The organism is Haliscomenobacter sp., assembly GCF_040403615.1.
Lineage (GTDB): Bacteria > Bacteroidota > Bacteroidia > Chitinophagales > Saprospiraceae > Haliscomenobacter.
Genome location: NZ_JBBAKG010000029.1, coordinates 52,996 through 72,421 on the forward strand (window position 1 = coordinate 52,996; position 19,426 = coordinate 72,421).

General features: G+C 46.3%; 27 protein-coding genes. 1 reads left to right on the forward strand and 26 read right to left on the reverse strand.

Going from position 1 to position 19,426, the window contains the following annotated elements:
• Nucleotides 1-8 precede the first annotated feature (8 nt).
• The 25 genes from rplR to ABW391_RS11485 form a co-directional block, all read right to left on the reverse strand.
• Complete coding sequence (rplR, locus tag ABW391_RS11365; protein WP_353481984.1) at nucleotides 9-362, reverse strand: 50S ribosomal protein L18; 354 nt, start codon at nucleotides 360-362, stop codon at nucleotides 9-11.
• 155 nt (nucleotides 363-517) lie between these two features.
• Entirely contained in the window at nucleotides 518-1,075 is a 558-nt protein-coding gene (gene rplF, locus ABW391_RS11370) for a 50S ribosomal protein L6 (protein WP_353481985.1), read from the reverse strand.
• 22 nt (nucleotides 1,076-1,097) lie between these two features.
• Nucleotides 1,098-1,508: a 30S ribosomal protein S8 gene (rpsH, locus tag ABW391_RS11375; protein ID WP_353481986.1), complete on the reverse strand. Its 411-nt coding sequence runs from the start codon at nucleotides 1,506-1,508 to the stop codon at nucleotides 1,098-1,100.
• A 76-nt stretch (nucleotides 1,509-1,584) separates the two neighbouring features.
• Nucleotides 1,585-1,854 carry a 30S ribosomal protein S14 gene (gene rpsN, locus ABW391_RS11380; RefSeq protein WP_353481987.1) on the reverse strand — a complete coding sequence of 90 codons (270 nt, stop codon included), beginning with the start codon at nucleotides 1,852-1,854 and terminating at the stop codon, nucleotides 1,585-1,587.
• Between the two features lie 6 nt (nucleotides 1,855-1,860).
• Nucleotides 1,861-2,421: a 50S ribosomal protein L5 gene (rplE, locus tag ABW391_RS11385; RefSeq protein WP_353481988.1), complete on the reverse strand. Its 561-nt coding sequence runs from the start codon at nucleotides 2,419-2,421 to the stop codon at nucleotides 1,861-1,863.
• Complete coding sequence (gene rplX, locus ABW391_RS11390; RefSeq protein ID WP_353481989.1) at nucleotides 2,421-2,777, reverse strand: 50S ribosomal protein L24; 357 nt, start codon at nucleotides 2,775-2,777, stop codon at nucleotides 2,421-2,423. Before rplX ends, rplE begins: the two co-directional genes overlap by 1 nt.
• Nucleotides 2,778-2,822: 45 nt before the next feature.
• The gene (gene rplN / locus ABW391_RS11395) at nucleotides 2,823-3,188 is read right to left on the reverse strand and encodes a 50S ribosomal protein L14 (RefSeq protein WP_353481990.1); all 366 of its coding nucleotides are present in this window, start codon (nucleotides 3,186-3,188) and stop codon (nucleotides 2,823-2,825) included.
• 123 nt (nucleotides 3,189-3,311) lie between these two features.
• Complete coding sequence (gene rpsQ, locus ABW391_RS11400) at nucleotides 3,312-3,566, reverse strand: 30S ribosomal protein S17 (protein WP_353481991.1); 255 nt, start codon at nucleotides 3,564-3,566, stop codon at nucleotides 3,312-3,314.
• A 4-nt stretch (nucleotides 3,567-3,570) separates the two neighbouring features.
• Entirely contained in the window at nucleotides 3,571-3,834 is a 264-nt protein-coding gene (gene rpmC, locus ABW391_RS11405; protein ID WP_353481992.1) for a 50S ribosomal protein L29, read from the reverse strand.
• A 127-nt stretch (nucleotides 3,835-3,961) separates the two neighbouring features.
• On the reverse strand, nucleotides 3,962-4,381 hold the full coding sequence (gene rplP, locus ABW391_RS11410) for a 50S ribosomal protein L16 (RefSeq protein ID WP_353481993.1): 420 nt from the start codon (nucleotides 4,379-4,381) through the stop codon (nucleotides 3,962-3,964).
• Between the two features lie 291 nt (nucleotides 4,382-4,672).
• Nucleotides 4,673-5,581: a 30S ribosomal protein S3 gene (gene rpsC, locus ABW391_RS11415; protein ID WP_353481994.1), complete on the reverse strand. Its 909-nt coding sequence runs from the start codon at nucleotides 5,579-5,581 to the stop codon at nucleotides 4,673-4,675.
• A 20-nt stretch (nucleotides 5,582-5,601) separates the two neighbouring features.
• Entirely contained in the window at nucleotides 5,602-6,006 is a 405-nt protein-coding gene (gene rplV, locus ABW391_RS11420; protein ID WP_353481995.1) for a 50S ribosomal protein L22, read from the reverse strand.
• A gap of 103 nt (nucleotides 6,007-6,109) precedes the next feature.
• Nucleotides 6,110-6,379 carry a 30S ribosomal protein S19 gene (rpsS, locus tag ABW391_RS11425; RefSeq protein ID WP_353481996.1) on the reverse strand — a complete coding sequence of 90 codons (270 nt, stop codon included), beginning with the start codon at nucleotides 6,377-6,379 and terminating at the stop codon, nucleotides 6,110-6,112.
• 91 nt (nucleotides 6,380-6,470) lie between these two features.
• Nucleotides 6,471-7,307: a 50S ribosomal protein L2 gene (gene rplB / locus ABW391_RS11430; protein WP_353481997.1), complete on the reverse strand. Its 837-nt coding sequence runs from the start codon at nucleotides 7,305-7,307 to the stop codon at nucleotides 6,471-6,473.
• A 110-nt stretch (nucleotides 7,308-7,417) separates the two neighbouring features.
• Nucleotides 7,418-7,717 (reverse strand): 50S ribosomal protein L23, encoded by a 300-nt coding sequence (gene rplW / locus ABW391_RS11435; protein WP_353481998.1) that lies wholly within the window; start codon nucleotides 7,715-7,717, stop codon nucleotides 7,418-7,420.
• Between the two features lie 33 nt (nucleotides 7,718-7,750).
• Nucleotides 7,751-8,377 carry a 50S ribosomal protein L4 gene (gene rplD / locus ABW391_RS11440; RefSeq protein ID WP_353481999.1) on the reverse strand — a complete coding sequence of 209 codons (627 nt, stop codon included), beginning with the start codon at nucleotides 8,375-8,377 and terminating at the stop codon, nucleotides 7,751-7,753.
• Nucleotides 8,378-8,430: 53 nt separating this feature from the next.
• Complete coding sequence (gene rplC, locus ABW391_RS11445) at nucleotides 8,431-9,057, reverse strand: 50S ribosomal protein L3 (protein WP_353482000.1); 627 nt, start codon at nucleotides 9,055-9,057, stop codon at nucleotides 8,431-8,433.
• A 69-nt stretch (nucleotides 9,058-9,126) separates the two neighbouring features.
• Nucleotides 9,127-9,435 (reverse strand): 30S ribosomal protein S10, encoded by a 309-nt coding sequence (rpsJ, locus tag ABW391_RS11450; RefSeq protein WP_013767113.1) that lies wholly within the window; start codon nucleotides 9,433-9,435, stop codon nucleotides 9,127-9,129.
• A 157-nt stretch (nucleotides 9,436-9,592) separates the two neighbouring features.
• On the reverse strand, nucleotides 9,593-11,722 hold the full coding sequence (gene fusA, locus ABW391_RS11455; RefSeq protein ID WP_353482001.1) for an elongation factor G: 2,130 nt from the start codon (nucleotides 11,720-11,722) through the stop codon (nucleotides 9,593-9,595).
• 43 nt (nucleotides 11,723-11,765) lie between these two features.
• Entirely contained in the window at nucleotides 11,766-12,233 is a 468-nt protein-coding gene (rpsG, locus tag ABW391_RS11460; protein ID WP_353482002.1) for a 30S ribosomal protein S7, read from the reverse strand.
• Nucleotides 12,234-12,266: 33 nt separating this feature from the next.
• Nucleotides 12,267-12,641: a 30S ribosomal protein S12 gene (gene rpsL, locus ABW391_RS11465; protein ID WP_353482003.1), complete on the reverse strand. Its 375-nt coding sequence runs from the start codon at nucleotides 12,639-12,641 to the stop codon at nucleotides 12,267-12,269.
• A 200-nt stretch (nucleotides 12,642-12,841) separates the two neighbouring features.
• Nucleotides 12,842-13,453: a thioredoxin family protein gene (locus ABW391_RS11470; RefSeq protein WP_353482004.1), complete on the reverse strand. Its 612-nt coding sequence runs from the start codon at nucleotides 13,451-13,453 to the stop codon at nucleotides 12,842-12,844.
• Nucleotides 13,450-15,174 (reverse strand): multicopper oxidase domain-containing protein, encoded by a 1,725-nt coding sequence (locus ABW391_RS11475; RefSeq protein ID WP_353482005.1) that lies wholly within the window; start codon nucleotides 15,172-15,174, stop codon nucleotides 13,450-13,452. Before ABW391_RS11475 ends, ABW391_RS11470 begins: the two co-directional genes overlap by 4 nt.
• 149 nt (nucleotides 15,175-15,323) lie before the next feature.
• Entirely contained in the window at nucleotides 15,324-15,728 is a 405-nt protein-coding gene (locus ABW391_RS11480) for an HNH endonuclease (RefSeq protein WP_353482006.1), read from the reverse strand.
• Nucleotides 15,725-15,970: a hypothetical protein gene (locus ABW391_RS11485; RefSeq protein WP_353482007.1), complete on the reverse strand. Its 246-nt coding sequence runs from the start codon at nucleotides 15,968-15,970 to the stop codon at nucleotides 15,725-15,727. Before ABW391_RS11485 ends, ABW391_RS11480 begins: the two co-directional genes overlap by 4 nt.
• Nucleotides 15,971-16,033: 63 nt before the next feature.
• Here ABW391_RS11485 and ABW391_RS11490 point away from each other — a divergent pair, with 63 nt between their 5' ends.
• Nucleotides 16,034-16,780 carry an acyl-[acyl-carrier-protein] thioesterase gene (locus ABW391_RS11490; RefSeq protein WP_353482008.1) on the forward strand — a complete coding sequence of 249 codons (747 nt, stop codon included), beginning with the start codon at nucleotides 16,034-16,036 and terminating at the stop codon, nucleotides 16,778-16,780.
• A 45-nt stretch (nucleotides 16,781-16,825) separates the two neighbouring features.
• Here ABW391_RS11490 and ABW391_RS11495 read toward each other — a convergent pair whose 3' ends face one another.
• Entirely contained in the window at nucleotides 16,826-19,333 is a 2,508-nt protein-coding gene (locus ABW391_RS11495) for a S9 family peptidase (protein WP_353482009.1), read from the reverse strand.
• Nucleotides 19,334-19,426: the final 93 nt, after the last annotated feature.

Below are 19,426 nucleotides of genomic sequence, written 5' to 3' on the forward strand. Positions count from 1 at the left end.
ATGGTTTTTTAGAAAGATAGTCCTGCTTCGCGTGCGCCATCGGCTAACGCTTTAACACGACCATGGTACAGATAACCGCCGCGGTCAAATACAACGGCGCCAATTTTCGCTTGAACTGCACGTTCAGCCAGGATTTTGCCCACGGCTTTGGCTTGTTCAGTCTTGTTTACACTTTTTACAACTGCTTCTTCCATGGATGAAGCAGAAACAAGTGTGTGTCCAGCAAGGTCATCGATGATTTGAGCATAGATGGCTTTATTGCTGCGGTATACAGCAAGACGGGGTCTCGCAGGTGTGCCCGTAATTTTTTTACGGACGCGGTTGTGAATCCGGCGTCTTCTATTTGCTTTTGTGAGTTGCATGTCAATTTATTTATGATCTTAGTGTAGGGCAATGTTGCCAAACCCAAGGTCCCTTTTTTGTTTAGTTGGGGTAATCAAGTTGGGGTAACCCTGTGTGGTTACCCGTTGGCAACCAAGTAAGGTTGCCGATACTGGGCAACCACGTAGGGTTGCCGCTACTTCTTACCGCTGGTCTTGCCTGCTTTGCGGCGAATTTCTTCACCAACAAACCGGATACCTTTACCTTTGTAAGGCTCGGGTTTACGCAAGCTGCGAATTTTGGCACACACTTGACCCAGCAATTCTTTGTCAATGCACTCAAGCTTAATGATCGGGTTTTGACCTTTATCTTGACGCGTTTCGATTTTGATTTCCTGTGGAATGCGGAACAAAATCGGGTGGGAGTAACCAAGGCTCAATTCCAGCCACTGGCCATTACTGGCAGCACGGAAACCTACCCCGAATATTTCCATTTCGCGAATATATCCTTCGGAAACACCAGTCACCATATTATTGATGAGTGCGCGAAACAACCCGTGAACTTCACGGTGGCGTTTTTGATCAGTTGGGCGTTTGATTTCCAGCACACCATCGTTCATTTCGAGGGTAAGGTCTGGATCGATTTTTTGTTGCAGTTGACCTTTAGGGCCTTTAACTGTAACTAAATTGCCTTTGCTGACATCTATGTCTACCCCCTTGGGAAGTTGAATTGGAGCTTTACCTACTCGAGACATCTTTTCTGATTTGAGCGGTTAATTAATAAATGTAGCAAAGCAATTCGCCACCTACATTCAGTTCGCGTGCCTTTTTATCAGACATTACGCCACGAGAAGTAGAAACGATTGCCAAACCCAGGCCATTAATGATACGAGGCATTTCATCTGCTTTCGCGTACTTACGCAAACCAGGCTTTGAAATACGGCCTAACTCACGGATCACCGGTTTACGGGTGATGGGATCGTACTTTAAAGCGACTTTGATGATGCCCTGACCACCTTTGCCGACATTGTCCTCAAACTTGTATTTCAGGATATAGCCTTGCTCGTAAAGAATCTCAGTGATTGCTTTCTTCAACTTGGAGGCAGGAATATCTACAATGCGGTGTCCCGCTTGCTGCGCGTTGCGAACACGCGTCAGATAATCTGCAATAGGATCTGAAAATGCCATCTTTATGATGTTTCGCCAGCCGGTTTTCCATTTTCATGAAACGTGGAACCTGGCCAACTGTTAAAGAATTTCTTTCTTACCAACTGCTTTTGGTGATTCCGGGAATCTTGCCATAAAGGGCCATTTCGCGGAATTTATTCCGGCAAAGACCAAACTGGCGCATGTAACCCTTTGGACGACCGGTCAACTGACAACGGTTGTGCATCCGAATAGGGTTAGAGTTGCGGGGCAGTTTATCCAGTTCTTCCCAGTTGCCTTCTTCTTTGAGTTGCTTGCGCAAATCAGCGTATTTAGCAACCAATTTGGCTCTTTTTACTTCCCGAGCGATAATCGACTTCTTTGCCACGGTATATTAGTTTGATTTCTGGTTCTTGAATGGAAGACCCAACAATTTCAACAAAGCCAAAGCTTCGGCATCGGTTTTGGCAGTGGTCACGAAAGTGATGTCCATACCAGTCATGCGGGCAATTTTTTCAATATCGATTTCCGGGAAGATGATCTGCTCGGTAATGCCCATTGAATAGTTGCCACGCCCATCGAAGCTTTTGTCATTGATGCCACGAAAATCGCGTACACGAGGCAATGCGATCGAGATTAAACGATCCATAAATTCGTACATACGGATATTGCGCAGGGTTACTCTTGCTCCAATTGGCATGCCTTCACGCAGCTTAAAATTGGAGATTGAGGTTTTTGCTTTGGTTGGAACGGCTTTTTGGCCTGCAATACGAGACATCTCTTCGATTGCTACATCCACCAATTTTTTATCCTGTGTAGCGGAGCCGATCCCCTGGTTGATAGAAATCTTAACCAAGCGGGGTACTTCCATGATAGAGCTGTATTGGAATTGTTCCATTAGAGCGCTGATCACTTCCTCCTTGTATTTTGTCTTTAGTCTAGGAAAGTAACTCATTACTGAATGATTTCGCCTGATTTTTTTGAATAACGAACCAGTTTACCATCTACCTCTTTGCGACCAACCCGAGTAGGCGTACCTTCTTTTGGGTCAACAATCATGAGGTTGGAGATGTGGATTGGTGCAAGCATTTCTTCGATTCCACCTGCTGCATCTTGCGTTGCTTTGCGGTGTTTCATCCGAATGTTCACATCTTTTACCAGTACCCGACTTTCAGCTGGGAACACTTCCAGCACCTCTTTTGGATCAGAAAGATTCTTATAGGCGCCGGCGATCACAAAGACCATGTCTCCCTTCTTGATTTTAAGCTTGGGAGCGTGTCTTTTATTGTTTGTTGTTTTCTTAACTGCCATTGTTCGACGAATTAATAGCGCTTGCGAATCAAAGCAACGCTTGGGTTAAAGTACCTCAGGAGCAAGAGATACGATACGCATAAACTCCTTCTCGCGCAACTCACGAGCTACAGGTCCGAAAATACGGGAACCACGTGGCTCATCATTGTTGTTCAGCAATACGCAAGCGTTGTCGTCGAAACGAATATAGGAACCGTCTTTACGGCGAATTTCCTTTCTAGTGCGAACGATAACTGCTTTTGAAACGCTACCTTTCTTGACACCTCCAGGGGAAGCATCTTTCACGGCAACGACAATTTTATCGCCTACGGACGCATAACGGCGGCCTGAGCCACCGAGTACACGTATACAGAGCACTTCTTTGGCTCCGCTATTGTCGGCTACTTTGAGTCTGGATTCCTGTTGGATCATGGTTGACGTCTGGTTTTAGAGGATTTATCTCCAATTCAGGAGGAATAAATCGTAAACACACGTGATAATACCCTTGAATAGAAATCGTGCTGATCATAAAGACCCCACGATTAAAATTGTGGGTTATTTCGCTCTTTCGATGATTTCGACCAAGCGCCAGCGCTTGAGTTTACTCAATGGCCTGGTTTCCATAATTTTCACTACATCACCGATGTTGCAATCATTATTTTCGTCATGAGCCATAAAACTCTTGGTCTTCTTCACGAACTTACCGTAGATTGGGTGGCGCAGCTTACGCTCAACTGTTACAGCAACGGTCTTGTTCATCTTGTTGCTTGTCACGACGCCGGTACGCGTTTTTCTAAGATTTCTTTCCATCACCTTACTGTTTACGACGTCTTCTTGCACGAATTTTAGAACGCATTGCCAACTCTTCCGGACCCATTGTCGTTACTTGACGACGGCGCATCTCGGTATTGAGGCGCGCAATGTCGCGTCGAAGGTCACGCAACTCCATTGGGTTAGATAACCCTTTGATTGCGTGTTCGAACTTCATTTTACGGTAGAGCGATTCGGAATTATCCAACTCAGCCTGGAGGGCATCATCAGCTAATCCTTTTAGCTCTTCTAAATTACTGTTTGCCATTGGCTTAAAAAATTAAGTTTGATATAAATCATCGTCGCCAGATTGGGTTTCCTACTGATTATATTTTCACTAAAGAGGAAAACACAGCGAAAACTAATATCTGGCGCCTATTTGAATGCATTTAGCATTAAATTGCAGCATCGGGACGAGTAACGATTTTGGTCAAAACTGGCAATTTTTGCGCAGCAAGACGCAGTGCTTCGTTGGCCACCTCGAGTGGAACACCGTCGATCTCAAACATAATCCGACCTGGTTTTACTTGTGCTACCCAGTGATCCACAGCACCTTTACCTTTACCCATCCGCACTTCTTGAGGCTTCTTGGTGATAGGTTTGTCGGGGAAAATGCGAATCCACACTTTACCTTCCCGTTTCATAGAACGAGTCATCGCAATACGAGCTGATTCAATTTGACGGTTGGTAATCCGCGCACCGGTAACTGCCTTCAGACCAAATGTCCCAAACGCTATAGTACCGCCTTTCAGGGCCAGACCTTTCATTCTGCCTTTCTGTTGCTTGCGGTATTTCGTTCTTTTAGGCTGTAACATTGTTTATGTATTTAGCGGAATTTCAGTAAAATAGCTGAAAACCACCAGCTTTTTGAAAAAGTCTGGCAAAGGTACAGCTTTGGATTGAAATATTCTAAGTACTTGTTTAAATTTTTTCAGTTAAATCTTAAACAAACTCAACTAAAAAAATTTAAACCTCTTTCCTTAGTCTGACGCAAAAAATTACTTCCCGATTTTTTTAGAGGGTTTTGAATAGAAAGCTCACTTGAAATGAATCGTTCGACCTTCTATTCAAAACCCAAAATCGGGAAGTTAATTTTTCTGCGTTACTTATCGTTTGCGTGGGCCTCCACCGCCGCCACCGCCGCGGTTATTGCCGCCGCCGCCAGCGTTACCGCCACCGCCGCCAGCATTGCCGCCGCCGCCACCAGCACCGCCACGGCGACGATCGCCACCGCCGCCACCGCCACGGTTTCTATCGTTGCCACCACGGCCTTCACCTCTTTCACCACCACGGCCACGACCACCGCCGTCGCGACGATTCTGACCCTGGCCTTGTCCACCTCCAGGTTGGGTTGTATTGGATGGAGCAGAAGTAGGCGTCAATTCACGCTTACCCAATACTTCACCTTTACAGATCCAAACTTTGATGCCAATTTTTCCATAAACGGTCAACGCCTCTTTCCAAGAGTAGTCGATGTCTGCGCGGAAGGTATGTAAAGGAGTACGACCTTCCTTGTATTCTTCAGTACGTGCCATTTCAGCGCCATTCAAACGACCGGAAATGCGCACTTTAATGCCTTCTCCACCTGCACGGATGGTAGATTGGATCGACATTTTGATGGCACGACGGTAGTTGATACGCGCTTCCAATTGCTTGGCAATGGATTCTGCTACGATATTGGCGTCCAATTCTGGCTTACGGATTTCCGTAATGTTGATCTGAACGTCTTTGCTGGTCAATTTCTTGAGCTCTTCGCGGATACGGTCTACCTCCTGACCACCCTTGCCGATAATGATACCGGGACGGGAAGTATGGATGGTTACAGTGATGCGCTTGAGTGTACGCTCGATTACGATACGAGATATACCGCCCTTGTTAACACGTGCATTGAGGTAAATGCGGATTCTTTCATCCTCAACAACTTTGGCTGCGAAGTCCTTGCCTCCGAACCAGTTGGATTCCCAACCTCTGATGATCCCCAGGCGATTGCCGATTGGATTAGTCTTCTGACCCATATAATGGTGTAGTTGGATTGTTAATTAGTTTGTTCCATTTCTTCTACAACCACAGCTTGATCATCAACCCCGGGAACCGCAGTGCGATTTTCCACAATGATCGTTACGTGGTTAGAACGTTTACGAATGCGGTGAGCACGGCCGTGTGGAGCCGGGCGGAAACGCTTAACGATGGCACCGCCATCAACAAAAGCCGTTTTGATGTATAGGTCGTAATCGTCAGCACTTTCGTTGCCTTCCAGTTTGTACTCCCAGTTGGCAACCGCACTACGAACTAATTTTTCCAACCACACAGCAGCTTCTTTCTTAGTAAAGCGCAGGATGTTGATGGCATCATCCACCTTTTTCCCACGGATAATATCCACTACAAGACGCATCTTGCGCGCAGACATCGTGACATTTTTGATTTTTGCTACAGCTTGCATGTCTGTTCTTTTAGGGTTTTAAGTTTTGGGCCATGCGTTTTGAGTTTTACACCTTGGTTTCGCTCGGTGACTAATTCAAAACTCACAATCCAGCACTTAAAACTTATTTCTTACGGTTGCCAGAGTGACCTTTGTAATTGCGTGTAGGTGAAAATTCACCCAACTTGTGTCCGACCATGTTCTCGGTAACGAATACTGGAACGAAGGTTTTACCGTTGTGAACGGCGATGGTTTCACCCACCATATCGGGGATGATCATCGAAGCGCGAGACCAGGTTTTGATAACGCTCTTTTTCTTTGCATCCTTTGATGCAAGAACCTTTTCCAGCAATTTATGGAACACATATGGTCCCTTTTTGATTGATCTTGCCATTGTCTTATCAGCTAGCAGCTTTCAGCTTTCAGCCATTAGCCATCAGAAGTATGTTTCTGCTGATGGCCGGTGGCTCATTGCTGATAGCTGTTTAAGGATTTTTGGTTTTTCTCCGGGTAAGGATAAGCTTGTTTGAAGCCTTATTCTTATCGCGGGTCTTAAAGCCTTTAGCAGGCATACCATTGCGGTTTCGTGGGTGACCACCAGATGCGCGGCCTTCGCCACCACCCATGGGGTGATCCACAGGGTTCATCGCTACCCCACGTACGTGTGGACGACGACCCAACCAACGATTGCGGCCTGCTTTACCCAATACTTCCAACCCGTGGTCACCATTAGAGGTAGTACCAATAGTTGCTTTACAAGTGACCAGGATACGGCGTGCTTCACCAGAAGGCAATTTCACTACTGCGTATTTGCTACCTTCACGACCGTTCAGGATACCATAAGTTCCAGCACTGCGCGCGAGCGAGGCACCTTTACCAGGGCTCAATTCGATGGCGTGAATGGTTGCACCAAGAGGAATGTCCTTCAAAAACAAGGCATTACCCGTGTTTGGTGCAGCACCATCTCCTGACATGATTTCGGTACCTACTTTCAGTCCATCGGGAGCGATGATGTAGCGCTTTTCACCATCGGCATACTCCACCAAAGCGATAAACGCTGTGCGGTTGGGGTCATACTCAATGGTTTTTACGATTGCAGTGATGCCATCCTTATCCCGCTTGAAGTCGATGACACGATAGCGGCGCTTGTGACCACCACCACGTTGACGCATCGTCAAGTGACCTGAACTGTTGCGACCGCCACTTTTCTTAAGCGGTGCCATCAGGCTTTTTTCTGGTTTATCCGTGGTCAGTTCTGTGAAGGTCTGACCAACCCGATAACGCGATCCCGGAGTTACCGGATTCATTTTTTTAACTGCCATTGTTATGGTCTTTTACGTTCATCGCCGGATCGAAACCACCATAATTGTTTCGCCGACCCGAACGAACATTGGTTAACCTGCAGTGGTAGCCGAAGCTATTGCTGCATAATTTACAACTCTGCGAAGAAATCAATGTTTTCGCCTTCAGCGAGGGTAACAATTGCTTTCTTGTAGGCAGATACACGGCCACGCACAACACCGGTACGGGTAGAGCGAGATTTGGTTTTACCAGGAACAACCAGAGTGTTCACGGCTTCAACGGTAACCCCGTAAAAAGCTTCAACAGCTTTTTTGATCTCTACTTTGTTGGCTCTCCGATGCACGATGAAAGAGTACTTGTTCAATGTACTTGACAATCTCTCTGCTTTCTCCGTGATCAGCGGCTGAATAAGAATTTCTTTCTTTGCCATCTTTCAACTATTCTTAAGGCTTTCCGACACGGATTAAGCCAGAGTTTCAACAATCTTTTGGATCGAGCTTTCAGATAGAACCAATGTTCTGGCATTCAGAATTTCGTAAGTATTCAAATCCTGTGCACGCACCACCTTGGTAGTTGGGATGTTGCGGCTAGAGAGGAATACATTATGGTTTTGTTCTGAAACCACAACCAGAGATTTTTTGCCCCCTGTGTTGAGTTTACCCAACAGGTCTGCAAAATTCTTGGTTTTTGGTGTATCGAAGTTGAAATCTTCCACAATCACTACAGCGCCACTTTTGACTTTGGTGCGAAGTGCAGATTTGCGTGCAAGACGTTTAACTTTCTTGTTCAATTTTTGCTCGTAGTCGCGTGGACGAGGGCCGAAAACCCGGGCACCACCTGGAAACAAGGGGCTATTGATGTCCCCTTTACGAGAACCACCTGTACCTTTTTGTTTGTGCAACTTGCGTGTAGAACCAGCGATTTCCCAGCGTTCTTTTGATTTGTGCGTACCTTGGCGTTGATTGGCCAGATATTGCTTTACCGCGAGATAAAGCACGTGATCATTCGGCTCACCGCCGAAAACGTCATCTGGAAGGTCAACGGCTCTACCGGTCTTTTCGCCCTGAATATTGAAAACATCCAATTTCATTTTTCTTGAATTTAACGCCCCATGAACTTAGCTCGTTAGGCGGCCGTTAACGATTACTTTTTCTCCAGAATAACGTAAGCCCCTTTGTGTCCAGGAATTGCACCTTTTACCAAGATGAGATTCTCTTCTGCAAATACTTTGAGGACTTTAAGGTTTTTGACCTTAATATTGTCACCGCCAGTACGACCAGGAAGGCGTTTGCCTTTGAATACGCGGGAAGGATACGAAGAAGCACCCATCGAACCTGGGGCACGCAGACGGTTGTGCTGACCGTGAGTAGTACCACCGACCCCGCCAAATCCGTAGCGCTTTACAACGCCTTGGAAGCCTTTGCCTTTGGTAACCCCTACAGCATGAACCATGTCTCCTTCAGTGAAGACATCTTCCACCTTGATGATTTCGCCAATGGCTTTCTCTACGATAGAGAAATCGCGAAATTCAACCAACTTATGCTTTGGTTCGGTATTTGCTTTCTCGAAATGCCCTTGGAGGGGCTTGGAGGTATTTTTGGCTTTGGTATCACCAAACGCCAATTGAAGGGCAGTATACCCATCGGTTAGCTCGGTCTTCACCTGTGTTACAACACAAGGACCTGCTTCTATGACGGTACACGCCACACTTTTACCAGTGCTATCATACACACTGGTCATGCCAATCTTTTTACCAATCAGTCCGTTCATCACTTCTTGATTTAAAATTCATTGCAATTGGTTTGCAATCAATAATGCATTGCAAATTAATGCAATCAATTACGTCAACTTAACTTGAATGTCTACGCCACTAGGCAATTCCAACTTGGACAGCGCATCTACTGTCTTCTGAGTAGGCGTGTAAATTTCAATCAGACGTTTGTGGGTTCGCAATTGGAACTGCTCACGAGACTTCTTGTTGACGTGCGGAGAACGGAGCACGGTAAAGATTTTCTTCTCAGTGGGCAGCGGAATCGGGCCAGTTACAACGGCACCACTATTACGTACTGTTTTGACTATTTTCTCCGTCGACTTATCCACCAAATTGTGGTCATAAGAGCGGAGTTTGATTCTGATTTTCTGATTCATGCCTGAAAATCTGATTTGATGTATGTCAATGAATAAACTTTCGGAAACTTTTACCGAAAGCGTTTTTTTGTTTCACTCCCCCATGATCTGGCCCACGAATAAATTCGTGGGCTGGATCGATGGTTGACTCCCAGAACCGAAGTCCTGGGTTGTCGGTTTATTTGTTTCCTTTGGCGTTTTCAATCACTTCTTTCGCAACGTTTGTAGGCGCTGCTACATAGTGCGAAAATTCCATGGTTGAGTTGGCTCGTCCAGAAGTAATGGTACGCAATTGAGTTACGTAGCCGAACATTTCAGAAAGTGGTACTTCAGCCAAGATTGATTTGGCGCCACCGGAGCGGTCTTCCTGGCCTTTAAGCAAACCACGGCGACGGTTGAGGTCACCGATTACAGAACCGGTATATTCTTCTGGAGTGATTACTTCCAGCTTCATGATCGGCTCAAGCAATACTGGCTTACACTTAGGTGCGGCATCGCGGAAACCTTCCTTGGCGCACAATTCGAAAGCAACAGGCTTAGAGTCGACTGCGTGCATCGAGCCGTCGAATACTCTAACTTTCATGCTATCCATGGAATAGCCTGCAAGGATACCGTTGTTCATCATGGCTTTGAAACCATCCTGAATTGGCTTTGCGTAGTTTTTATCGATTGCACCACCCACGATACCCCAAACAAATTGGAGGCGTGTTTTGCCACTGAGGAAGTCATCAGTTTGGTGGAATTCTTCGTCAGCAGGGCCGAGTTCGAATTCCATATCGGCAAACAAACCAGAACCACCTGTTTGTTTTTTCAGTTTTTCGCGGTGGGAAACGGTATTCGTAAGTGCCTCTTTGTAGTTTACCTGAGGAGCACCTTGGTTACATTCTACTTTGAACTCGCGACGCAGACGGTCAACGATGATCTCGAGGTGTAATTCACCCATACCGCTGATTACGGTCTGGTTGGTGTCTTCGTCGTAGCGTACGCGGAAGGTTGGATCTTCTTCGGCCAATTTGGCCAAAGCCATACCCAGTTTATCAAGGTCTTTCTGCGTTTTAGGCTCAATCGCGATAGCGATAACCGGCTCAGGGAAAACCATTGATTCCAGAATGATTGGTCTATCCAGATCGCAAAGGGTATCACCCGTCTTGATATCCTTGAAACCTACAGCTGCAGCGATGTCACCAGCTTCTACCCGATCGATTGGGTTTTGCTTGTTGGCGTGCATTTGGTACAAACGAGAGATGCGCTCTTTGCTGTCAGAACGAGAGTTCAAGACATAAGAACCTGCATCCAATGCACCAGAATAGACGCGCATGAAAGCCAAACGACCTACAAATGGGTCGGTAGCAATTTTGAAGGCAAGTGCAGCAAAAGGCTCATTTACACTTGGCAAACGAGTTTCTTCTTTCTCCGTTTTGGGGTTGATACCAACTACAGCTTCAACATCCAGAGGAGAAGGCATGAAAGCGCATACTGCGTCCAAAACTGCTTGTACCCCTTTGTTTTTGAAGGCAGAACCGCACATCATCGGAACGAATTCCAGGTTACATACCGCTTTTCTAACGGCTGCACGGATTTCGTCAGCAGAAATGCTGTTCGGATCTTCAAAATATTTTTCCATCAAAGTATCGTCGTATTCAGCAACTGCTTCGAGCAGTTTTTCGCGGTACTCAGCAACAGTTTCGACCAAATCTGCAGGCATTTCGATTACTTCGAAAGTCATACCTTGATCGGCTTCGTTCCAGGTAATGGCTTCACCAGTAATCAGGTCAACTACACCTTTGAATCTTTCCTCTGCACCAATCGGAATTTGGAGCGGAATAGCTTTTGATTTCAACTTGGTTTCAACGTCTTTTACCACGTTGAAGAAATCAGCACCAGAACGGTCCATTTTGTTGACAAATCCGATTCTAGGAACCTTATAGTTGTCAGCCAAACGCCAGTTGGTTTCAGATTGAGGTTCCACGCCAGAAACTGCACAGAAAAGGAACACCAAACCGTCCAATACACGCAAAGAGCGGTTTACCTCTACGGTAAAATCTACGTGACCTGGAGTGTCAATGATGTTGAAGGGATATTCCTCTCCTTTCCAGAACCACTTGGTTTTGGTAGCAGCAGAAGTGATGGTGATACCGCGCTCCTGTTCTTGCTCCATCCAGTCCATAGTGGCTGCGCCATCGTGTACTTCACCGATCTTGTGACTTACGCCGGTGTAGTAAAGAATGCGCTCGGTAGTCGTTGTCTTACCCGCGTCGATGTGAGCGGCGATACCGATGTTTCTGGTGTATTTAAGATCTGTTGCCATGGCTTTACTCCAATGGAGTTTATGGTTAAAAGATGATAAAAGATTACGTTCGGAAGTGTGCAAAAGCGCGGTTGGCTTCTGCCATACGGTGGGTATCTTCCTTCTTCTTCACTGCGTTGCCTTCATTCTTGCTGGCTGCAATGATTTCAGATGCTAACTTTTCCGCCATACCCTTTCCGCTGCGTGTGCGAGCGAAACGAATCAACCACTTCATTCCGATTGAAACCTTGCGCTTTGGGCGGATTTCAGTAGGAATCTGGAAAGTCGCACCACCGATACGGCGGCTACGTACTTCTACCATTGGCATTACGTTGTTCAGCGCTTTTTTCCAGGTATTGTGCTCGTCAGCCTTGAGGCGATCACGCACAATATCCAGCGCTTCGTAGAAGATGGTGAGTGTGGTACTTTTCTTACCTTCCCACATCATGTTATTCACGAATTGCGTAACCATCGGATCATTGTAACGTGGATCCGGCGCAATTACTCTTACTTTTGGTTTTCTTTTTCTCATTACCTTGAATTAGAGGTTTCCAATGAAACATAATTACTTTTTCGGTGCTTTCGTACCGTATTTAGAACGACTTTTCTTGCGGTTATTCACACCCGCGGTGTCCAATGCGCCACGCACAATGGTATAGCGCACCCCCGGCAAGTCTTTTACACGACCTCCGCGCACCAGCACGATGGAGTGTTCTTGCAGGTTGTGGCCTTCACCCGGGATGTAAGCAATCACTTCGATGCCGTTCACCATACGTACTTTAGCCACCTTACGCAAAGCGGAGTTTGGTTTCTTGGGAGTCGTTGTGTACACACGCGTACAAACACCACGCTTTTGAGGGCATGAGTTCAATGCGCGTGACTTACTTTTGACAACCACTTTTTCTCTGCCGTTGCGTACCAGTTGGTTAATAGTAGGCATATCCTGTTTTCGTTTAAAATCCTTTGTAAACTCATCCACGAACGAATTCGTGGCCTTAGAACGTTGTATTCCACGAATTAATTCGTGGGCTTTAGAGGACAGAAGATATACCCTCCCCCCAAAGCGAGGGCAAATGTACGATGATTAAATCGAATTGCCAAATGGTTTTTAAAAAATAATAAAAGGAAATTGCTTGATTTTTATTTCCGGAAATAAATCTGACAACCGATCGATTTGGTTTCCTTTTGCACCACGGTTTTTCCAACAAGTAAGGCATCAACGGCTTGTGCAACGTAGGGATTTTCTACTTTTTCGGGTTCTCCGCCATTGTCATCGATGGCGCCATTGTATTTGACCACCCATTTCCCATCTTCCTTCCAGATTACAAATGCGTGTGGCGTTTTTTGGGCAGTGAAATTTTTTGCCACTTGCTGTTGTCCATCAAAAAGGTAAGGAAAATTGAATTTTTCCAGTTTGGCTTTCCTGGCCATGTTTGGGTAAGTGTCTTCATCGTATGTAATGGTATCTGTAGAGCTGATGGCAATCAGCGGTACACCCAGTTTGCTGTATTTGCTATTGAGCGCGTTCAAGCGGGGTGGATACAATTTGGCAAACGGACAATGATTGCAGGTAAACACAATGATGAACCCCTTTGCCTTGGGGTAGTTTTTCAGGGAAATGTATTTTCCATCAACGTTTTTCAATTTAAAATCCTGGATAACTTTCCCGGTAATCGTGCTAAAACTCATGCCAAAAATGGCCATAACCAGCAGCAACCCGAGTAGTTTGAAGGTAAAGTATCTGACTTTCATTGCTTAATGAATTTTTTGGTAGTGGTTGTTTTGGTTTTTTCATCGGTCAATTCCAGGGTATACACTCCCGAGGCAAAATTACTAATGTCAATTCCTCCTTGCAGTTGAGGCCGAGGCAACATGTACATGGTTTTTCCAAGCGCATTGCTGATGCGTATATAATAGGCTTGCATATTGGGATCGCTGAAGTTGATGAAAAGTCGATCGATGGCTGGATTGGGGTACAATTTGATGTCCCTGGCTTTTTTAATGGCTTGTAAGGTACTGGTTGCGGTTCCGGTCACTACAAACTGGCCCATCATGCCTTCGTCTTCGTGCAACGAGATGTGGCAATGGTACATAAAGGGGTGCAGCGCATCGGCGTAGTCATCAAACTTGGCAATGAAACGCACAGTTTGTCTGCTGGGTACAAACACCACGTCTTTCCAACCCGCTTGTGCTGTTGGTGGCGCTGCACCGTTGATCGACAAAATGTTGAACTCTACATCGTGGATGTGAAAAGGGTGACCAAAACCAGAGGTACTGCGAATCTCCCAGATCTCGGTATTGCCTACAGGTACATTGTATTGATTATAGTTGATGTCAAACAACTTGTGATTGATGAGGAAAGCATTGGGGCCCAGGATCGTCGGATTGGTGACTCCGGTGCTGTCGCTCATGGTCAAGATGCGGGTGACATTGGCATTGGCAGTATTGAGCAGCACGTTGGTTTTCAAGGTAGTGGGAATGCTGGTGATGGCATTGGCGGTCGCTGCGGTTACATTGATGTGCAGCATGGTGAAGTCTTTTTTGCCCAAAAAATTGGCAAAAGGCCCACCTGGAAAGTTTTCACCACCGGGGATTGCGTTGCCCAACGTGGAATTGAAGGCTTTTAGATTAAAAGATTGCCCGCTTTGTCCGTTGAAGCTTACCAAAATTTCAATTCTTTCTCCCGCGTGGAGCAAGTAGCGATTGACGCTCACCGGGGCATTCAGCAAACCGCCATCAGAAGTGATGATGGAAAAATTGCGGTTGTCGCTGAATCCAATGTTGAAGGAACGTTCGATGGCCGCATTCAACACTCTGAATCGCACCACTTGCGCGGGTACGCTGAATTGTGCCCGCAAAGTCCCGTTGGTCATCATGCTGTCGCCGTAGGGCACGACTTGGAATTGTTTTTGGGTGCTGAAATCCCGATCAGTGAGTACCAGTGGAATGTCGTCTACCCCGTATTTTCTAGGCAAAGGAAGGGAAGCTTCTTCTGCATCACGTACAATGATCAAACCACCGATCCCTTTGGTGATGTGCTCCTCGGTCATTTCGTGCAAGTGGGGATGGTACCAATAAGTCGCCGCGTTGTTGGTTACTTTCCAATATGGCTGCCATACTGTACCCGCTGGAATGACCTGGTGTGGACCGCCGTCCATTACTGCGGGCAAGTGGAAACCGTGCCAGTGAATGGTCGTGGCTTCGTTTAGTTTGTTTTTGATGTTCATTTTGACCACTTCTCCTTTGTTGAAAATCAAAGTGGGGCCCCAAAATTTGGAATTGATCCCCGCAGTAATGGTCTGGTTGCCAGGTGTAAGCTGTGCAAAGGTGTCTTTGATGGTCAGGTTGAATTTGGGTCCGGCCAGGGTATCTGGAATCCACAGGGTATTGTAGGATTGGGTGTGGGCTGAATTGCAGGAAAATGCTGTAAAACAGATCAACAAAAGTAGTTGAAAGCTTGGGTGGTTCTTCATCGCATCGTCGTTTTTAGTTGCTGAGGCATTGGACGACTTTTTTTGGGGAAAACCTGCGATGGGCTGCTTAAAAATTGTCTATGTCCTTAGCCTGCTTTTCTCAAGATTGACATAAACTAATCTATATTTTGATTCAAGTGAATTATATTTCAGTACAAATCGTTAGCAATCAATTCGTTTCTATACATAATCCTTTCGAATGAGTTAAATTGAAAAATAGTGGTAGTGACTTCACCATGAGGAGTTTTACCTTTGATGATTCCATCAACTGTTATAAAATGATCATCCCAATGATCTGTCCGAGGGTTATAAAAACGAATGATTACGGTTTCATCCTCCAAACAAGACCCCAAATCTGACCCCTTATATCGATTACAATCAGGACAACAATATGCCAAATTGGATATTACAGTCAATCCACCATGTTTAATAGCACGAATATGATCGACTTGGAAAGGAATCCCAAAACCTAAATCTGGAATTCGACAATATTCACAACGAAAAAGAGAGCGATGGGCAACCAAGAGCCGCAATGACGCAGAAATGTAACTCATGCAGCAGCCAGTTTTTTCAAGGCCATCAACTTAGCCATACTGATTACGTGATTGATCATCAAAAGGCTATCCAACTCACTTTTTTCAGATGTACTAACTTCTTCATTTTTTTCTTTGTCCACTAAAAACTGATAACGTTCAATCAACCGTAGTGGAATTTCATAAGCAATGAGCCGTTCTGGTTCAATTCCAGATGCAAGGAGGTTGGCCATTTCATCAAAAGCGTTAACTTGACTGAACATCGAAGTATTTTTTTACAATATTAACTGTTTTTTTTCAAATTTTCAATTCTCTACCTTTACCCTATGCTACCACTCCCACAACTCGAATCTTACGCCATTCGTACTTTTGAAATTGACTGCAACAAGCAGTTGACCATTCCAGCATTGGTGCGCCTGATGCAAGAAACGGCCATGCAACAAGTATTGGCCTTGAATATTTCTATTTGGGATCTGGAGGCCTACAAATTGGGCTGGGTGCTGATTCGCAAGCGACTCGACATACAACGCTTGCCTACCTTGGGTGAGCAAATTTCAATCCACTCCTACCCTACCGGTGCAGATCGGGTGTTTACCTACCGCGATTTTGTGGTGCACGATGCGGAGGGGAACATTTTAGCGACTTCGGCTACCACCTGGCTGTTGATGAATACCGAAACCCGACAAATGAGTCGTATTCCTGCAGATTTGCTAGCACGTTTTTCGGGTTATTTTCCGGCCAAAGAGCTTTGTTTGACGCACGCTTTGGATGCTTTGCCTACACTGGATCAACCTCAGCGCGAGCGCAGCTATTTGGTGGGTTGGTACGATTTGGATTTCATCAACCACCTCAACAATGTCCATTTTGTGAAATGGATGCTGGAAGCTTTGCCCAATTCGGTTTTGGATCAGCAAGTACTGGAACGGATGGATTTGCTTTTTTACGCAGAGGGAAACCTCGACGATCTGGTGCATGCGGAGTTGCAAGAACTGGAAGAAGGGATTTACCTGCATCAGTTACTCCGCGAAAAAGATGGAAAAGCAATGGCTACTGCCAAAACAAAATGGAAGTGATCTTGAAGATTAATCTCCTCAAGGTCACCTCCACATTGTAGTTCGTTAAGGCCGCTTGTTGTTCATCGGTTTTTCGCGGTTCATCTGGATGATGTCGGTACTGTCCTGGTAATCTCCCAAGAGGTGCTTGCAAAAATAATCTGCGCGCAACCAGAAGAAGTACTCATTCATCTCGGCATAGCCGTGGCGTTGGCCCGGGAACACAAAGAAGTCGAAGCGCTTGTTGGCCTTGATCAAGGCATTGGCCATGCGGATGGTCAGGCCGGGATGCACGTTATTGTCGATGTCTCCGGTGCAAATCAGCAGCTTGCCTTTCAGATTTTTGGCCAAGTCGGAGTTTTTGTCGATGTCGTATTCAAAGGTGATGTTGCCTTTGGCGTCTTTTACTTCTTTGACCCCATCGTGTTTTTCACTCCACCAGCGGTTGTAGATGTTGTTTTCGTGGTTGCCGGAAGAAGACACCGCAACTTTGAAAAAGTCTGGATACACCAACATGGCAGCAGTGGACATAAAGCCCCCGCCAGAGTGGCCGAAAATGCCTACCCGGTTGATGTCGATGTAATCAAATCGATCTGCCAATTGTTCGGCAGAGACTTTTTTGTCTTCGAGGCCATAATCGCGCAGGTTGCCGTAGCCATAGTTGTGGTACCATTTGGAGCGGCTGGGGTGGCCGCCGCGGTTGCCCACCGTGATGACAATAAAGCCCAATTGCGCCTGTCGGTCGGTGCGATCCATTGCCGCAGAAAACGACTTGTTCACCGCTTCAGTCTGTGGGCCGGGGTAAACGTACTCCAGAATCGGGTATTGCAGGGTAGAGTCAAAATCAAAGGGCTTGTACATCACGCCGTACAAGTCGGTGATGCCGTCGGCAGCTTTGACGATAAATGGCTCTGGAAATTTATAGCCTGCGGCAAAAAGCTGCGACAAGTCGGCAGTTTCCAAATCCATAACTTTGTTGCCCAGGTTGTCCAGCAATTCAGATTTTGGAGTGGTGTTGACGCGGGAAAAATTGTTGATGAAAAACGTATTTGCGTCGTTGTTGGAGGTGGTGTGGTTGAATTCGCCTCTGCTGAGGAGTTTCAAGCCTGTCCCATCAAAATTGACGCGATAAAGGTGCGTCAAATATGGGTCTTCTCCAGGCTCACGGCCATTGGCCAGGAAATACAGTACCCGGTTTTTGCTGTCAATTGCTTCGATGCTTTCGCAGTGGAATGGGCCAGAGGTAATCTGATTTTTCAGCTTGCCCGTTTTGTCGTATAAGTAAAAATGTGCCCAACCATCGCGTTCTGACCAGTGGATGTATTCTTCCCCGTTGTTGACCAGACCAAGGTCGCGGGTTTCGACGTAGGTGTTCAATTCTTCGGTAATCAGGATTTTCACCACTCCAGTTTTGGTATCGGCCACACAATTGTCGATGTGCTTGAGGTCGCGACTGGTGCGGGAAAAATAGAGCTGATCAGCATTGGGCGCCAACCACAGTGCAGGCTGGTGGTCATCGTCGCGGTTTTTGGCCAGGCGGGGCGCCCGCAACAGCGACAAGGATTGATCCTTCAAGGTATCCAAAGCAATGCGGATTTTTTCTTTGGAGGGGAAATCAAATACCAGCATTTCAGACTGCGGCGCATCCTTCTCCCCTGGCAGGTGGTACTTGTAGGTTTCGAGCGTAGGTCGGGGTTCGGCAATGGAGTTGATGACCCAAAGGTCTTTTACCTTGCGGCTATCGGTGCGGATCAGGGCAAACTTTTTGGAATCGGGTGAAAAAAGGACGCTGACACCCTGGCGTTTGCCTTTGTTTTTTTCCTTCTCCGTGTCTGTCTGGCCAAAAGTGCCACTTTCATAGCCGTAATTTTCGACTCCGTCAGTCGTCAATTGGGTTTCGACGATGGTGCTGTCTTTTTCTTTTTTGACTGCTTTCAGGAAGTTGGCCTTGTCCATCCAATACAAGTTGAAATCTTTGGAGAACAACACATAAGAGGAATCGGGGGCAATCGTGGCCCAGGTAGGTTTGTCTTTGGGCTTTTTGTAATCATCCAGCAGCGTGAGTACGCCTGTATTGAGGTCGTATTCAAAGTAGAAAGTCCGCTTCACTTTCTTGGGTGGTGCGTCGGACTTCTTTTCCTTCATATCGTCTTCCCCATCGTCCTTCTTTTCGTCTTCTTCGGCCAGTTTGCTTTTGACTTCAAAGCGAATGGCCGTTTCCTTGTTGATGAATTTGAGGTTGGTGATGTCGAGGTGCTGGGCATCAAAGGGGTCTTTGGACAGCCGCGACATGTCGGCAGCCATTTTCACGTTGTCGAACAGCACTTTTTTGAGCTTTTTGGCAGGATCGACCAGGTAATAGGTGCGGCCTTGGCTGGTTTCGTAGCTGTACCAAAAGCGTTCGCTTTCTTTGAGCCAGTGGGGCGTCACACTGGTGGAAAAGACCATTTTTTCCACCTTTGGCGTTGAAAAACGGGCAGCCAGCTCATAATTGGCTTTGGTAAGGGGTTTATTCTGAGTGTAGCCAAAGGTGGCAAGGCCCAGAGCAAACAGGGTGATAACGAGTTTTTTCATGCTAGTCCAAAATTTTGCTTGGAAGATAGGCAAAAGCTGGAAAAAGGAAACGAAGGCAGCTGATAAGGCAGTTTTTTGACGACGGAGGGCGAA

Bases quoted from the DNA above. Each gene is read 5' to 3' on its own strand.
- rplR (WP_353481984.1), bottom strand. From the start codon at position 362: ATGCAACTCACAAAAGCAAATAGAAGACGCCGGATTCACAACCGCGTC.
- rplF (WP_353481985.1), bottom strand. From the start codon at position 1,075: ATGTCTCGAGTAGGTAAAGCTCCAATTCAACTTCCCAAGGGGGTAGAC.
- rpsH (WP_353481986.1), bottom strand. From the start codon at position 1,508: ATGGCATTTTCAGATCCTATTGCAGATTATCTGACGCGTGTTCGCAAC.
- rplE (WP_353481988.1), bottom strand. From the start codon at position 2,421: ATGAGTTACTTTCCTAGACTAAAGACAAAATACAAGGAGGAAGTGATC.
- rplX (WP_353481989.1), bottom strand. From the start codon at position 2,777: ATGGCAGTTAAGAAAACAACAAACAATAAAAGACACGCTCCCAAGCTT.
- rplN (WP_353481990.1), bottom strand. From the start codon at position 3,188: ATGATCCAACAGGAATCCAGACTCAAAGTAGCCGACAATAGCGGAGCC.
- rpsQ (WP_353481991.1), bottom strand. From the start codon at position 3,566: ATGGAAAGAAATCTTAGAAAAACGCGTACCGGCGTCGTGACAAGCAAC.
- rpmC (WP_353481992.1), bottom strand. From the start codon at position 3,834: ATGGCAAACAGTAATTTAGAAGAGCTAAAAGGATTAGCTGATGATGCC.
- rplP (WP_353481993.1), bottom strand. From the start codon at position 4,381: ATGTTACAGCCTAAAAGAACGAAATACCGCAAGCAACAGAAAGGCAGA.
- rpsC (WP_353481994.1), bottom strand. From the start codon at position 5,581: ATGGGTCAGAAGACTAATCCAATCGGCAATCGCCTGGGGATCATCAGA.
- rplV (WP_353481995.1), bottom strand. From the start codon at position 6,006: ATGCAAGCTGTAGCAAAAATCAAAAATGTCACGATGTCTGCGCGCAAG.
- rpsS (WP_353481996.1), bottom strand. From the start codon at position 6,379: ATGGCAAGATCAATCAAAAAGGGACCATATGTGTTCCATAAATTGCTG.
- rplB (WP_353481997.1), bottom strand. From the start codon at position 7,307: ATGGCAGTTAAAAAAATGAATCCGGTAACTCCGGGATCGCGTTATCGG.
- rplW (WP_353481998.1), bottom strand. From the start codon at position 7,717: ATGGCAAAGAAAGAAATTCTTATTCAGCCGCTGATCACGGAGAAAGCA.
- rplD (WP_353481999.1), bottom strand. From the start codon at position 8,377: ATGAAATTGGATGTTTTCAATATTCAGGGCGAAAAGACCGGTAGAGCC.
- rplC (WP_353482000.1), bottom strand. From the start codon at position 9,057: ATGAACGGACTGATTGGTAAAAAGATTGGCATGACCAGTGTGTATGAT.
- rpsJ (WP_013767113.1), bottom strand. From the start codon at position 9,435: ATGAATCAGAAAATCAGAATCAAACTCCGCTCTTATGACCACAATTTG.
- fusA (WP_353482001.1), bottom strand. From the start codon at position 11,722: ATGGCAACAGATCTTAAATACACCAGAAACATCGGTATCGCCGCTCAC.
- rpsG (WP_353482002.1), bottom strand. From the start codon at position 12,233: ATGAGAAAAAGAAAACCAAAAGTAAGAGTAATTGCGCCGGATCCACGT.
- rpsL (WP_353482003.1), bottom strand. From the start codon at position 12,641: ATGCCTACTATTAACCAACTGGTACGCAACGGCAGAGAAAAAGTGGTT.
- ABW391_RS11470 (WP_353482004.1), bottom strand. From the start codon at position 13,453: ATGAAAGTCAGATACTTTACCTTCAAACTACTCGGGTTGCTGCTGGTT.
- ABW391_RS11475 (WP_353482005.1), bottom strand. From the start codon at position 15,174: ATGAAGAACCACCCAAGCTTTCAACTACTTTTGTTGATCTGTTTTACA.
- ABW391_RS11480 (WP_353482006.1), bottom strand. From the start codon at position 15,728: ATGAGTTACATTTCTGCGTCATTGCGGCTCTTGGTTGCCCATCGCTCT.
- ABW391_RS11485 (WP_353482007.1), bottom strand. From the start codon at position 15,970: ATGTTCAGTCAAGTTAACGCTTTTGATGAAATGGCCAACCTCCTTGCA.
- ABW391_RS11490 (WP_353482008.1), top strand. From the start codon at position 16,034: ATGCTACCACTCCCACAACTCGAATCTTACGCCATTCGTACTTTTGAA.
- ABW391_RS11495 (WP_353482009.1), bottom strand. From the start codon at position 19,333: ATGAAAAAACTCGTTATCACCCTGTTTGCTCTGGGCCTTGCCACCTTT.